At 63.2% G+C, this 12848-nt stretch carries 10 protein-coding genes; 8 read left to right on the top strand and 2 right to left on the bottom strand.

What is annotated here, in order from left to right; genetic code table 11:
- The first annotated feature begins 1 nt into the window (after position 1).
- Positions 2-2611: a TRAP transporter permease gene (locus FJ425_RS06015; protein WP_140722338.1), complete on the top strand. Its 2610-nt coding sequence runs from the start codon at positions 2-4 to the stop codon at positions 2609-2611.
- A 530-nt stretch (positions 2612-3141) separates the two neighbouring features.
- On the opposite strand, the gene FJ425_RS06020 is transcribed toward FJ425_RS06015, so the two are convergent.
- Both FJ425_RS06020 and FJ425_RS06025 read right to left on the bottom strand, forming a co-directional pair.
- On the bottom strand, positions 3142-3585 hold the full coding sequence (locus tag FJ425_RS06020; protein WP_140722341.1) for a thioesterase family protein: 444 nt from the start codon (positions 3583-3585) through the stop codon (positions 3142-3144).
- Between the two features lie 117 nt (positions 3586-3702).
- Entirely contained in the window at positions 3703-4563 is an 861-nt protein-coding gene (locus tag FJ425_RS06025) for a LysR family transcriptional regulator (RefSeq protein ID WP_140630153.1), read from the bottom strand.
- Between the two features lie 97 nt (positions 4564-4660).
- Here FJ425_RS06025 and FJ425_RS06030 point away from each other — a divergent pair, with 97 nt between their 5' ends.
- Genes FJ425_RS06030 through FJ425_RS06060 form a run of 7 tightly spaced genes read left to right on the top strand, consistent with a single transcriptional unit; the run spans position 4661 to position 12600 of the window.
- Entirely contained in the window at positions 4661-5998 is a 1338-nt protein-coding gene (locus FJ425_RS06030; RefSeq protein ID WP_140722344.1) for an aspartate aminotransferase family protein, read from the top strand.
- A gap of 28 nt (positions 5999-6026) precedes the next feature.
- Positions 6027-6476, top strand: coding sequence for a cobalamin B12-binding domain-containing protein (locus tag FJ425_RS06035; RefSeq protein WP_140544029.1), 450 nt, complete (start codon positions 6027-6029; stop codon positions 6474-6476).
- A 59-nt stretch (positions 6477-6535) separates the two neighbouring features.
- Entirely contained in the window at positions 6536-7474 is a 939-nt protein-coding gene (gene meaB, locus FJ425_RS06040) for a methylmalonyl Co-A mutase-associated GTPase MeaB (RefSeq protein ID WP_246677891.1), read from the top strand.
- Positions 7471-9162: a methylmalonyl-CoA mutase family protein gene (locus FJ425_RS06045; RefSeq protein ID WP_140544024.1), complete on the top strand. Its 1692-nt coding sequence runs from the start codon at positions 7471-7473 to the stop codon at positions 9160-9162. The genes meaB and FJ425_RS06045 overlap by 4 nt, the downstream gene beginning before the upstream one ends.
- Positions 9163-9172: 10 nt before the next feature.
- On the top strand, positions 9173-9922 hold the full coding sequence (locus FJ425_RS06050) for an enoyl-CoA hydratase/isomerase family protein (protein WP_246673279.1): 750 nt from the start codon (positions 9173-9175) through the stop codon (positions 9920-9922).
- A 5-nt stretch (positions 9923-9927) separates the two neighbouring features.
- Complete coding sequence (locus FJ425_RS06055) at positions 9928-11556, top strand: AMP-binding protein (RefSeq protein WP_140630177.1); 1629 nt, start codon at positions 9928-9930, stop codon at positions 11554-11556.
- 42 nt (positions 11557-11598) lie between these two features.
- Entirely contained in the window at positions 11599-12600 is a 1002-nt protein-coding gene (locus FJ425_RS06060; protein WP_140630179.1) for an AraC family transcriptional regulator, read from the top strand.
- Positions 12601-12848: the final 248 nt, after the last annotated feature.

Below are 12848 nucleotides of genomic sequence, written 5' to 3' on the forward strand. Positions count from 1 at the left end.
GATGACAGATCAGTTCCGCCAGGTGGAAGCGCCTGAAGACGTCGACCTCGACAAGCTGAACGAGATCGTGGCGGAGGCCGACACTGGTGGGCGCAAGCCGACGGGTCTCGCCGCGTATCTCGTTCTGGCAGTGTCGCTCGCCTGGTCGTTGTTCCAGCTCTGGTACTCCTCGCCGATCCCTTATATGTTTGGCTTCGGTGTTGTCAGCGACGGGATCGCGCGGTCCATCCATCTGGCCTTTGCGCTGTTTCTGGCACTCGTCACCTTCCCGGCGTTCAAAAGCTCCTCACGCAACCGCGTTCCGCCGCCCGACTGGGTGCTTGCCATAGCGGGCGCGACGGCGGCGCTTTATCTCGTCGTCTTCTACAGCGAGATCGCCACCCGGCCCGGGCTTCCCACGACCACCGATCTCGTCATCTCGATCGTCGGCATCGTTGTATTGATGGAAGCTGCCCGGCGCGCCGTCGGCCCTGCTATCACCATCATCGCCGGCCTCATGCTGATATACATCTTCGTCGGGCCCTATATGCCCGGCCTGTTGGCGCACAAGGGCGCGACGCTGTCGCGCGCCGCCTCGCAGATGTGGCTCACCTCCGAGGGCGTGTTCGGCGTTGCGCTCGGCGTCTCGACCAACGTTGTCTTCATGTTCGTGCTGTTTGGAACATTGCTCGAGCGTGCCGGGGCCGGCGGCTATTTCATCCTGCTTGCCTTCTCCATCCTCGGCAAATACCGCGGCGGCCCCGCCAAGGCCGGGGTCGTCGCCTCTGGCCTGACGGGAATGATCTCGGGATCATCGATCGCCAATGTGGTCACCACCGGCACCTTCACCATTCCGCTGATGAAGCGCGTCGGCTACACGCCGGTCAAAGCAGGTGCCATCGAATGCGCAGCGGGCGTCAACGGGCAGCTCATGCCGCCCGTGATGGGAGCGGCCGCCTTCCTCATTGCCGAATATGTCGGCATTTCCTACGCCGAAGTAGTCAAGCACGCCTTCTTTCCCGCGCTGCTCACCTATGGCTCGCTCTTCTACATCGTCGATATCGAAGCGATGAAGATGGGGTTGAAGGGTCTGCCGTCGCGCAGCCGTCATCCCGCCTTGCAAGGGGCCGTGCGCTCGCTGATGGGTGTCTGCGCCTTCGTCATTCTGGCCGGGCTCGTCTATTACGGCGTCGGCTGGACCAAAACGGTCTTCGGCAGCGCGGCGACCTGGGTGATCGTTGCGGCGCTTGCCATCGTCTATGTCGGGCTTGTCGCTTACAGGGCCAAGCACCCCGACCTGCCGCTCGACAGCCTCAAAGGCAATATTGTGGAGATACCGCATTTCGGTGAGACGGCACGAACCGGCCTGCATTTCCTGCTGCCGGTGGTGCTCCTCATCTGGTGCCTGATGGTCGAGGAGCTTTCGCCGGGCCTCTCCGCCTTCTGGGGCTCCGCTGCCCTGATGGTATTGATCGTCACGCAGCGCCCGCTGACGGCGTTCTTTCGAAGGGAACATCAATTTGCGCTGCGCTGGCGGGAAGGTATCGTCGATCTCATCGAGGGCTTGTCGGCGTCCGCGCGCAACATGACCACCGTCGGTATTGCCACAGCGACGGCCGGCATTATCGTCGGCACGGTGCTCTTGACCGGCGTCGGGCTGGTGATGACCGAGCTTGTCGAATTCATCTCGGCCGGCAGCTTCATGGTCATGCTGCTGTTTACCGCCGTTATCTGCATCATTCTGGGCATGGGCATGCCGACCACGGCGAGTTACGTAGTCGTTGCGACACTGATGGCGCCCGTGATGGTGGATCTCGCCGCCCAGAACGATCTGGCTGTGCCGCTAGTAGCCGTGCATCTTTTCGTCTTCTATTTCGGACTGATGGCCGATGTGACGCCGCCGGTTGGTCTTGCGGCATATGCAGCGGCTGCCATTTCGGGAGCCGATCCCGTGAAGACCGGCTTTCAGGGATTCAAGTATGAAATCAGGACGGCACTGTTGCCGTTCATCTTCATCTTCAATAACGGCGTGCTCATGATAGACATCCAGGGGCCCCTGGATTTTATCCTCGTCATAGTGACATCGGCGCTGGCCATGGTTGCTTTCGTTGCGGCGACCCAGAATTGGTTCCTGGTCCGAAACCGGTGGTACGAGTCGCTAGCACTCCTGTTGGTCTGCTTCACGTTATTTCGCCCGGGCTACTGGCTCGATCTGGTCGATGAGCCCTTTACGGCGAAACCCGTCTCCGAATTGAACCAAACCGTAGACGCCACGCCTTCGGGAGAAGCGCTTCGTCTAAAGTTGAAGACGTTCAACATCAGCGGCGACGAGATCGAGAAGCTGATCCGGCTCGATCTCGCCGAGGGCAAGAACGCGACAGAGAGGCTGGAAAGAGCTGGACTGACCGTGACTGCTCTGGGTGACACAATGACAGTCGGAATCGTGCGCCTCGGCAGTCAGGCGGCAAAATTCGGGCTGCAGCCCGGTGACGAAATCACCGGGATCATGGTGCCAACCAGCCGACCATCCCGCTACTGGTTCGTGCTCCCCGCGTTCTTGCTGCTCGGGCTCGTTTTCTGGCTGCAGAGGCGACGAAGGTCTGGCTCCTTGCCAAGTGCGGGAGCGGCCTAGCGAGTGAAACACATGCGCGGCGGAGACGACCTGCGACACGCGTCATTGCAGGACTCCGCGAGGGTGGAACATAAGGCGCCTGGCAGCCTTAGTTGTCGGGTAGCGCACCCTCGCCAGATGGCGCGGGCTGCCCACAGTCCGAGAGCCTGCCATTCGCATATATTTCCAAGCCGACGGATCAATCGCGGTCATTGTCTTTAGGTTCGCCAGACCATACGAGATCATGCGAAGGATTTGGGTTGGCTAACCATCCCGTAAGCCATTGGATTTGTTCGGAAGACTCACGTCCTCAACGACTAACATAATCATTATTCGTCAATAGGTTACGAGGCAGTTCGCCGAAATGGACTCAAGAAGCCGACCCAGACACTCACCCATCCCATTTGTCTTCTGCGGAATGGCTGTTTTGCGCCCGGTCGTCGCCGTTTACGCTAATCGTTATCGACTCTGAAAGCTGACGCCCACCTGCAGGCCTAGAGATCTGCGCGCCCCAGTGCTATCGATCCATCACCAAGCACTTAGTCTCAGCCTCAAATGGCGCCGCCGTGACCTGGCGCAGCGGTGGTCGCCATGGAGGATTTCAGGCGCTGTAGCATAGTCTCCGTCAGCGGGATTGATTTTCGTTCCGCAAGGTCGAAGAAGACCGTCTTGGCGGCCAGCTTGGCAGCGAGTTCGCCGCCATGGAGCCTGCGCATCTCGTAATCCGTCTGGACGGACGTGCGGCCGACAGTGCGGACCGCGCCGTAGATTTCCACGATGACCCCGGACGCCACCTCGCCGACAAAGTCGATCTCATGCCGGACGTCCGCCCATCCCCTGTCGGCCCATTCGGGCGTCGTCGGCGCCCAGCCGGTCGCCTGTCCCAGCAGGATGTTGATGGCGTCATCGAAAAAGGCGACGTAGAAACGCGTCGTCATGTGGCCCATCATGTCGCAATTCCAGGGCTGAACCACAGCTCTCGTCAATAGGATCATTTTTGCTCCAGTAATTCGTTCGATTGCGACCGTTATCTAGCGGGGATTGGCTGCCTCTGGGGAGGGCCAATCGACGGTCGGACCACTGCGCGAGCTATTTCGATGGCGGTAAGTCGATTACAGCGACGGTAGGACGCTCCGAATGTGGCTGGCAAACGCCTCGACGGCCGGCGATCGTGTGGTCTCGGCGAAGGCGATCAGAACGCCGAGCCGCGATAATCTCGGAAGCGGCGCGTTTAGGATGAACAGGTCCGACGGGACGGCTTTCTGTGTCATCACGCTTATGGCGAGGCCGGAGCGCGCCACGGCTATCAGACCGGTAAGGCTGTTGCTGGCATAGGCTATCTTGTAACGCAGCCCGGTGCGCAGCATGGCATCGCAGGCCGCCTTGTGGTCCATGGCGTTCGAAGCCGGCAGGGCCAGCGGCACGGTCTCGCCGAAGTCGTGTAGCTCCAATGTCGGCTTGCTGCCGACCCAGACCATCGCTTCCGTGCGCACGACCTCCTTGGAGGCGCTTGCATCGGGAATGGAGACGAGCGCCAGATCGACCTGCCGCGAATGCAGCAGATTGTGCAGTTCGACAGTCGGCGCCGCCACGACCTTGATCTCGATGTCCGGATAGAGGCTCCCGAAACTTCTCAAGAGCGTGGGAAAGAAAGCGCTCAAATAGTCTTCCGGGCTGCCGAAGATGATCGAGCCCTGCAGGCCTTTGCCGGAGAAAGCCGAAACCGCTTCGTCGTGCATCTTGAGAATGCGCTCTGCGTAGGCAAGAAAGCGCTCACCGCTGCCGGTAAGACGCACGCCGCTGCCGCTTCGGTGGAACAGGCTTTGGCCGCCGAGCGCATCCTCGAGCCGCTGTATCTGCATCGTCACCGCCGATTGCGTGCGCCCGACCTGCACGGCGGTCGCGCTGAGCGTTCCCGAATGCGCCGCGCGAACAAATGTCGCCAGCAATCTGAGATCGAGAGGTGCGGGCATATCAATTCCGTTGATATCTGACTCCAGAATCTATCAATTTTACTGCTGCACCGCCAGCCGCTAATCTTCGGGCCTGCGTTTTTGGCGAGGCTGCGACATGTCAAGAAACCTGGACAATGCCTTCTGGTCGGCGGCGCGAAAGCACCTTATTCGATATGGCGGCGCCTTCGAGCCCGCCATCATCGAGCGAGCCGAGGGGTCGTTCGTCTACGATGCCGATGCCCGGCCCATACTCGACTTCACTTCCGGCCAGATGAGCGCGCTGCTCGGGCACGCGCATCCGCGGATCGTCGCGACGGTGCGGCGCCAGGTCGAAACGGTGGCGCATCTCTTCAGCGGCATGCTGTCCCGCCCGGTCGTCGAGCTTGCCGAACGCCTCGCCACGCTGGCGCCCGGCCTCGACAGGGCGCTGCTGCTTTCGACGGGCGCGGAATCGAACGAGGCGGCCATCCGCATGGCGAAGCTGGTGACCGGCAAGCACGAGATCGTCGCCTTCTCCAAAAGCTGGCACGGCATGACCGGGGTTGCCGCTTCCGCCACCTACAGCGCCGGGCGCAGGGGCTACGGGCCAGCGGCGGCCGGCTCGATTGCGATCCCCGCGCCGAACAGCTTTCGGCCGCGCTTCAAGAAGGCCGACGGCTCGCTCGACTGGGCGGCCGAGCTCGATGACGCCTTCGCCCTGGTCGACAGCCAGTCGACCGGCAGCCTCGCGGCCTTCATCGCCGAGCCGGTCCTGTCGAGCGGCGGCATGCTGGAGCTGCCGCAAGGCTATCTCGCGGCGTTGAAGCAGAAATGCCGCGAACGCGGCATGCTGCTGATCCTCGACGAGGCTCAGACCGGCGTCGGCCGCACCGGCGACATGTTCGCCTTCCAGCGCGACGGCGTCACGCCGGACATCCTCACCCTGTCGAAGACCATCGGCGCCGGCCTTCCGCTGGCGGCTGTCATGACGACCGCCGAGATCGAGGAAACCGCGCATGAGCGAGGCTTCCTGTTCTACACTACCCATGTGTCCGATCCGCTGCCGGCCGCCGTTGGCCTGACAGTGCTCGATGTCGTCGAAGAAGAGCGCCTTGTCGAGCGCGCGCGCCATCTCGGGGACAGGCTTTTCACCGGCCTGTCCAGCCTCAAGCAGCGCTACGAATGCGTCGGCGACGTGCGTGGCCGCGGCCTGATGCTGGGGGTCGAGATCGTCAAGAACAGCCAAGGTCGTGAGCCCGATCATGAGCTCGGTGCGAAAATTGCCGCCGAGGCCTTCAGGCGTGGACTCAGCATGAACATCGTCAAGCTACCCGGGATGGGCGGCGTGTTCCGCCTCGCCCCGCCGCTGACGATTTCGGAAGACGAGCTCGATCTTGGATTGCGCACCATCTCCAGCGCCATCGAAGCGGTGCTGTCCACGGGCGCTGGCCGCGTCGGCGTGGCAGCCGAGTGACGGGCCGGGACCCATGAACGAAGCGAGCATGACCAAACAGGCCTCGGACGACACGCCGAACCGGGATGCGACGGCCGGCCCCATCCGCGTGCTTGTCGCCAAGCTGGGGCTGGATGGGCACGACCGGGGCGCCAAGGTGGTTGCGCGGATCCTGCGCGATGCCGGCATGGAAGTCGTCTACACTGGCCTCTACAAGTCGCCGAGCGAAGTCGTGGCAGCGGCGGTCCAGGAGGACGTTGACGTCATCGGCGTCAGCCTGCTTTCCGGCTCGCACATTCCGCTGTTCCGGGAACTGGGGCGCTGCCTGCGCGAGGCGAAGGCCGACCATATCTTCGTCGTCGCCGGCGGTGTCATTCCCGAGCAGGACTATGCCGCTTTGTGGGACAGCGGCGTCGACGCGATCGTGCCGCAGGAGGCGCGGGCCGAGCTGATCGTGACGACGATCAGGAACCTGATTGCCGCTCGTGGCCGCGTATGACCGTCCCCATGCCTTCGCGACCGGTGAAGCGCGCGGCATATAGGCCCTCGATAGAGCTCGTGCCCGAGATACTCGGGGGCAATGTCGCCGCCATCGCCCGCATGATCACGCGCGCCGAGGCAGGCTATCCAGAGGCCGCGCCGGCGTTGGCGGAAATCTACAGGCATACCGGCAAGGCGCATGTCGTCGGCATCACCGGCGTTCCGGGAGCGGGCAAGTCCACGCTTGTGTCTTCCCTCATCCGGGGATTCGCGTCGGAGGGACACAAGGTCGGCGTCGTCGCCGTCGATCCGAGCAGCCCGTTCTCCGGCGGCGCGATCCTCGGTGACAGGGTGCGCATGAGCGAGGCGGCCTCATCCTCGCAGGCCTTCGTCCGCAGCATGGCGACGCGCGGCCACCTGGGTGGCCTTGGCCGGTCGACGCTGCAGGCGGTCGACGTCCTCGACGCCGCCGGCTACTCACCCATCATCATCGAGACGGTCGGCGTCGGCCAGGACGAGGTGGAAGTGGTGACGGCCGCACACAGCGTCGTCGTTCTCTCGGCGCCCGGGCTCGGCGACGACATACAGGCGATCAAGGCCGGCCTATTGGAGATCGCGGATATCCACGCCGTCAGCAAGGCTGACAAGCCGGAAGCGGCGGCAACCGTCTCGGCCCTGCGCGGGATGATGACCCTCGGTTCGGAACGGACGGGGTCGAAATGGACGCCGCCGGTCCTTCCGGTAAGCGCGGTCTCCGGCGAGCGGATCGGCGAGCTGAAGGACGCCATTTCCAGGCACTGGTCGCATCTGCGCGAAAGCGGCGAGCTGGCCGAGCGGCAGCGGGGCATTTGCCGGACGCGGATCCTCGGCGCGGCCAGACATCTTTTTCAGCACAAATTCGATGAGCGGGCCGACGAGATCGGAGAGCATATCCAGGCCGTCGTGAACAGGGACATGGACCCCTCCGGCGCGGCTTATCTTCTGCTCGGCTGGGCGAACGAGCGGCGAGCGACATGAACCTGTTCTCCGAAACCGCGATCGAGGACATCCGCGAAAAACAGGCGGCGTGGGAGGAGAAGGAACTTGCCGCCGCGCTCAGCAGCAGGCCGGAGGAAAAGCCGGCCTACAAGACGGAATGCGGCATTCCGCTGAAGCGCGTCTACACGGCCGCCGACATCGCAGATATACCGGCCGATGAGCTCGGTTTCCCCGGCGCCTATCCCTTCACCCGCGGAGCCTATCCGACGATGTATCGCGGCCGGCCGTGGACAATCCGGCAGGTCGCGGGCTTCGGCAATCCCGAGGCCACCAACCAGCGCTACAAATACATGGTCCAGACCGGCCAGACCGGGCTCTCCACCGATTTCGACCTGCCGACCCTGCTTGGCCTGGACTCGGACGACCCCCGAGCGTTCGGCGAAGTCGGGCGCGTCGGCGTCGCCATCGACACGGTCGACGACGTCGACCGGCTGTTCGACGGCATAGACCTGGAAAAGATCTCGGTGTCGCTCACCATCAACCCGTCGGCCTGGGTGGTTTACGCTATGTATGTCGCCGTCGCGGCGCGGCGCGGCTACGACCTCCACAAGCTGGCGGGCACGCTGCAGGCGGATCCGTTGAAGGAGTATGTCGCGCAGAAGGAGTGGATCTATCCGGTGCGCCCCGCCGTCAGGCTGCTGCGTGACCTTATCATGTACAGCGCCAAGACGACGCCGAAGATCAATCCCATCAGTCTCAGCGGCTATCACCTGTCGGACGTGGGCGGAAACGCGCTGCAGGAGATCGCCTTCATCATGGCCTTCACCATCGCCTATTGCGAGGAGGTCACCGGCGCCGGCATGGACATAGACGACTTCGCGCCCAGGCTGTCCTTCTTCTTCATCAGCCACCAGGATTTCTTCGAGCAGATCTGCAAGTTCAGGGCGGCAAGGCGGGTCTACGCCAAGATCATGGCGCAGCGCTTCAAGGCCAGGAAGCCGGAATCCATGCGGCTGCGGGTGCATGTGCAGACTGCGGCGATGAGCCTGACCAAGGTCGAGCATCACAACAACCTGATGCGCACGGCCATCCAGGCGCTCGGCGCCGTGCTGGGCGGCTGCCAGAGCATGCACACCAACGGTCTCGACGAGGCCTTCGCCATCCCCACTGAAGAGGCCATGAAGCTGGCCATCCGCACCCAGCAGATTATCCGCGACGAGATCAACGTGACCTCCGTGATCGACCCGCTCGGCGGCTCCTATTTCATCGAGCGCCTCACGCGCGACATGGAGACCGAGATCTGGAAGCTTCTGGACGAAGTGGACGAGCGCGGCGGCGCCGTGAAACTGGTCGAGGAAGGCTGGTTTCAGCAGAAGCTCGCGGACTCTGCCTATGCGACGTTCCAGAAAATCGATTCCGGCGAAAAGATCTCCGTCGGCGTCAACCGCTATGTCGATGAGGCCAGCAGCTCGGCCGAGGTGCACATCCACCCCTATGACGAACAGTGCACGCAATTGCAAATCGACCGGCTCAACGCGGTGCGGACAGGGCGCGACAACGCCCGTGTCCGGAAGCTGCTGAAGGAACTCGCCGAGGAGGCAGGGTCCGACGAAGCCAATCTTTTGCCGAAGACCGTCGAGGCCGTGGAGGCGAAGGCGACGCTCGGCGAGATCTGTGCGGCGCTACGCGAGGTCTGGGGCACTTATGCCGAACCAATGATTGTCTAAGGAGGATGCCTTGACACCTACTGTCTTCATTAGAGACGACGGGCCAATTGCCTGGATCATGCTATGCCGGCCCGAGCGCCTCAATGCCATGAACAGGCAGCTCGTAGACGAGCTCTCACAGGCGCTCGCGCGGGCTGAAGCTAATCCGTCCATCCGAGTTGTCATCCTGCACGGAGAGGGTCGAGCCTTTTGCTCCGGCGACGACCTGAAGGATCTCGATGCCCAGACCTCGTCGGAGGCTGCGACACAGGCCTGGGTCGAGGCCATCCAGAACGTCACCCTGCAGATCATGCAGTCACGCAAGATCGTGATTGCCGCCGTGCATGGCTGGTGCGTGGGCGGCGCGCTTGAATGGGCCGTGAACTGCGACTTCAGGCTCTTTGCGGACAATGCGCGCTGGTTCTTTCCTGAAGTAACCTACGGGCTGTTCGTCACTGGCGGCGTTACCGCCCTGTTGACCAAGCAAGTCGGACCACAAGTCGCCAAGGAATTGATGATCCTGGGCGAAAAGCACGATGCCAAAAAGGCGCTTGAGGTCGGCATCGCGTGGAAGCTGGTTCCCCAAGCAGAGTTGCTCAGTGAGGCGGAAAAACTGGCCCGCGCGATAGCGGAGCGCCCCGAGGGCGCCGTGGGCGACATCAAGCATGCCATCAACAACGGCTTCCACTCTTCCCTAGCGGATGCAATGGCGCTCGAGACCAGGGCCACGGTAAGCGGCTTCCTGTCTCCGGATGCGCAGGCACGAGCCAAGGATTTTTGAGCGCGATGACGATGCTTGAAGTCGCCCCTTCCTCCTACATCCCGGGTCAGCATGACGGCGATCTCGAGACCCGGGTTCTGCCGAAAATCCTGCTAACGCAGGCCGAGCGCCTGGGCGACAGCCCGTTCATCGATATCTGCGGACGTTCCGCAAGTTTCGAGGAGATGCAGATCGTTTCGGGACGGCTGGCGCGAGGCCTGCGCGGCCTTGGCATCGGCAAGTCCGACCGAGTGGCGATGCTGCTGCCCAATTGTCTCGAGCTGGTCGCGATGTGGTTCGCCGTGGCGAGCCTTGGCGCCATCGAGGTGCCCAGCAATCCGGGCCTGAAGGGTGACCTGCTCTGCCACAACCTGAACAATTGCGGCGCCGAGCTCCTCGTTGCGGATGCGAGCGCGCTTGACGAGCTCGCCAGGGTCCAGGACCGGCTGCCGGAACTGCGTACCCTCGTCCTCGTAGGTGCCGATCCAGGCGAAGCTCGGGCGGCCGGCATCCGGATCGGCCGCATCGTCGGGTTCGAGGAATGCATGGCCGGGCAGCCGGATTTCGACTTGGCCGACGTCCACTATTCCGACCCGATGGCGATCCTCTACACCTCGGGCACCACCGGCCCGGCCAAAGGCGCTTTGATGTCCCACCACCACTGCTATTCCTGGGCGGCGGCGATGGCGCTCAATCTCGGCTACACGACAAGCGACAGTTACTTCTCGGCATTGCCGCTGTTTCACACCGACGCGCAAATGTTCGGCGTCTACTTGCCGCTGATCTACGGCACGCGCACGACGCTGGTCGAGGCCTTCAGCGTGTCACGGTTCTGGGACCAGGTCCGCGCCAGCGGCGCCACCGCCACGAACCTGCTCGGCGCGATGGCGGTCATCCTTTCGCGTCAGCCGCCTTCCGATGGGGACGGCGCCAATCCGGTGCGCATATGCCAGTGCATTCCTATGGTGCCGGACAAGGAAGCGTTCGAGCGGCGCTTTGGCATACGGCTCGTCACCGGCTACGGACAGACGGAGACCAGTTTCGTCACCCTCGACACAGTGGGAGATACGAGAGCGGGCTCCTGCGGTCGCCCGCATCCCGATTGGGAAGTTGCGATCGTCGACGACAGGGACCGGCCTCTGCCGCATGGGTCCCTCGGCGAGATCGTGTCACGCCCCCGCAGGAACTGGAGCATGTTCTCCGGCTACTACCGCGCCGATGCCAAGACCGTGCAGACACTGAGAAACCTTTGGTATCATTCCGGCGATGCCGGCTGCATGGACGAGGATGGCTGGCTCTACTTCAAGCACCGCTTGAACGAGGCGATCAGGCGGCGGGGCGAGAACATCTCCGCCTACGAGGTCGAGACCGTCGCCGAGAAGCATCCAGAAATCGTGGAAAGCGCCGCGTTCGGGATTCCGTCCGAATTCACTGAGGAAGACATCATGGTCGTAGCCCAGCGCCGGCCAGGTTCGACGCTGGAGGCGGCCGAACTGCTTGCGCACTTCAGGACATCGGCGCCGCGCCACATGGTGCCTCGCTATATCGAAATCACCGACAAACCGCTTCCGCGAACTCCGACGGAGAAAATCGCCAGGACCGCCTTGCGGCAGCAGGGTGTCAGCGCGGCCACATTCGATCGGGGTGAACGCTAGAGGAAGCAGAACGCAGGTAGAAGGATGACGGAGGCTCAGGCAATGCAGCGTCGGATGATCGCTCCCTGCTTCATGAACGATACGCTCGAATGCCTTCGCCGCCACAACGTCGAGGTGGAGCCTCTCTTGGCTCGCGTCGGGCTGCCGCCAGCGATTTCCGAGCCAATATCGACCGAACAATATGGCGCGCTCTGGCACGCCGTCGCGCAGACGATGGATGACGAGTTCTTCGGCGAAGGCGCCAGGCCAATGCGGGCGGGCAGTTTCGCGCTGCTCTGCCAGGCGCTGCTTTCCACCGAGACTCTGGAACATGCCGTGCGCAGGGGCCTGCGCTTCCTGCGCGCCGTGCTCGACGACCCGCATGGCGAATTGACCATCGGCAACGGGCTCGCCGAGATCAGGCTGAGCGAGTCCGGGCCGTTGCGTTCGGCCTTCGCCTACCGCACCTTCTGGATCATCGTCCATGGCGTGAACTGCTGGCTGGTGGGCCGGCGCCTTCCGATCCGCTGGGTGGACTTCAAATGCAGCATCCCGCCCACGGGGAGCGACTACCGTCTGTTCTTCGGCGCGCCGGTGCGGTTCGATCAGCCTCAGAGCCGCCTCGTCTTCGATGCCGAATTCCTGAAGCTGCCGGTCATCCGCGATGCCTGCACATTGCGCGAATTCCTGCGCAAAGCCCCGGCCAACATTCTTGTGCGTTACCGCCACGACGAAGGGCTCTCGGCGGCCATACGCGGGCGACTTCACGCCACCGCGCCCGCTTCATGGCCGAGCTTCGAGCGCCTTGCCGCCGGCATGCGCATGCAGGCGCCGACCTTGCGCCGCAGGCTTCAGTCGGAAGGGCAGAGCTATCGCTCGATCAAGGACGAGATGCGCAGGGCCCTGGCGATGGAGGCCCTGCTCAACGGCAGCCGCAGCGTCGCCGACCTCGCCGCCGATATCGGCTTTTCCGAGCCGAGCGCGTTTCATCGCGCCTTCCACAAATGGACCGGCAAGAGTCCGGCCTTGTTCCGACGCGAGGCTTCGTCCGACGCCCGATTCTGACAACGCGCCGGCGAATTAGCAGGCAGGCGACGCGTTCCCGAAACATTGCAAAATCGATCAACAAATCTGGGTCTTACGGTCATCGCATGCCACTTGGCTTGCAGCCAATATGCCCGGTAGCGCAGCCGCGGGGACAGGTTAGATGCGGAGCAAAGGCGAGACGTTTCTCGTGAGGGGGCCGGCTCCGGCCTGATGCCTGACCCGCTGGCATCGGCCATGACCTGATCCAACGGCAGGCCGGTCCGCGC

This window comes from Mesorhizobium sp. B2-7-2, from assembly GCF_006440775.1.
Lineage (GTDB): Bacteria > Pseudomonadota > Alphaproteobacteria > Rhizobiales > Rhizobiaceae > Mesorhizobium.

What these genes read in the sequence shown, in the direction of transcription:
- FJ425_RS06015 (WP_140722338.1), top strand. Translation starts at nt 2, where the DNA reads ATGACAGATCAGTTCCGCCAGGTGGAAGCGCCTGAAGACGTCGACCTC.
- FJ425_RS06020 (WP_140722341.1), bottom strand. Translation starts at nt 3,585, where the DNA reads ATGATCCTATTGACGAGAGCTGTGGTTCAGCCCTGGAATTGCGACATG.
- FJ425_RS06025 (WP_140630153.1), bottom strand. Translation starts at nt 4,563, where the DNA reads ATGCCCGCACCTCTCGATCTCAGATTGCTGGCGACATTTGTTCGCGCG.
- FJ425_RS06030 (WP_140722344.1), top strand. Translation starts at nt 4,661, where the DNA reads ATGTCAAGAAACCTGGACAATGCCTTCTGGTCGGCGGCGCGAAAGCAC.
- FJ425_RS06035 (WP_140544029.1), top strand. Translation starts at nt 6,027, where the DNA reads ATGACCAAACAGGCCTCGGACGACACGCCGAACCGGGATGCGACGGCC.
- FJ425_RS06045 (WP_140544024.1), top strand. Translation starts at nt 7,471, where the DNA reads ATGAACCTGTTCTCCGAAACCGCGATCGAGGACATCCGCGAAAAACAG.
- FJ425_RS06055 (WP_140630177.1), top strand. Translation starts at nt 9,928, where the DNA reads ATGACGATGCTTGAAGTCGCCCCTTCCTCCTACATCCCGGGTCAGCAT.
- FJ425_RS06060 (WP_140630179.1), top strand. Translation starts at nt 11,599, where the DNA reads ATGCAGCGTCGGATGATCGCTCCCTGCTTCATGAACGATACGCTCGAA.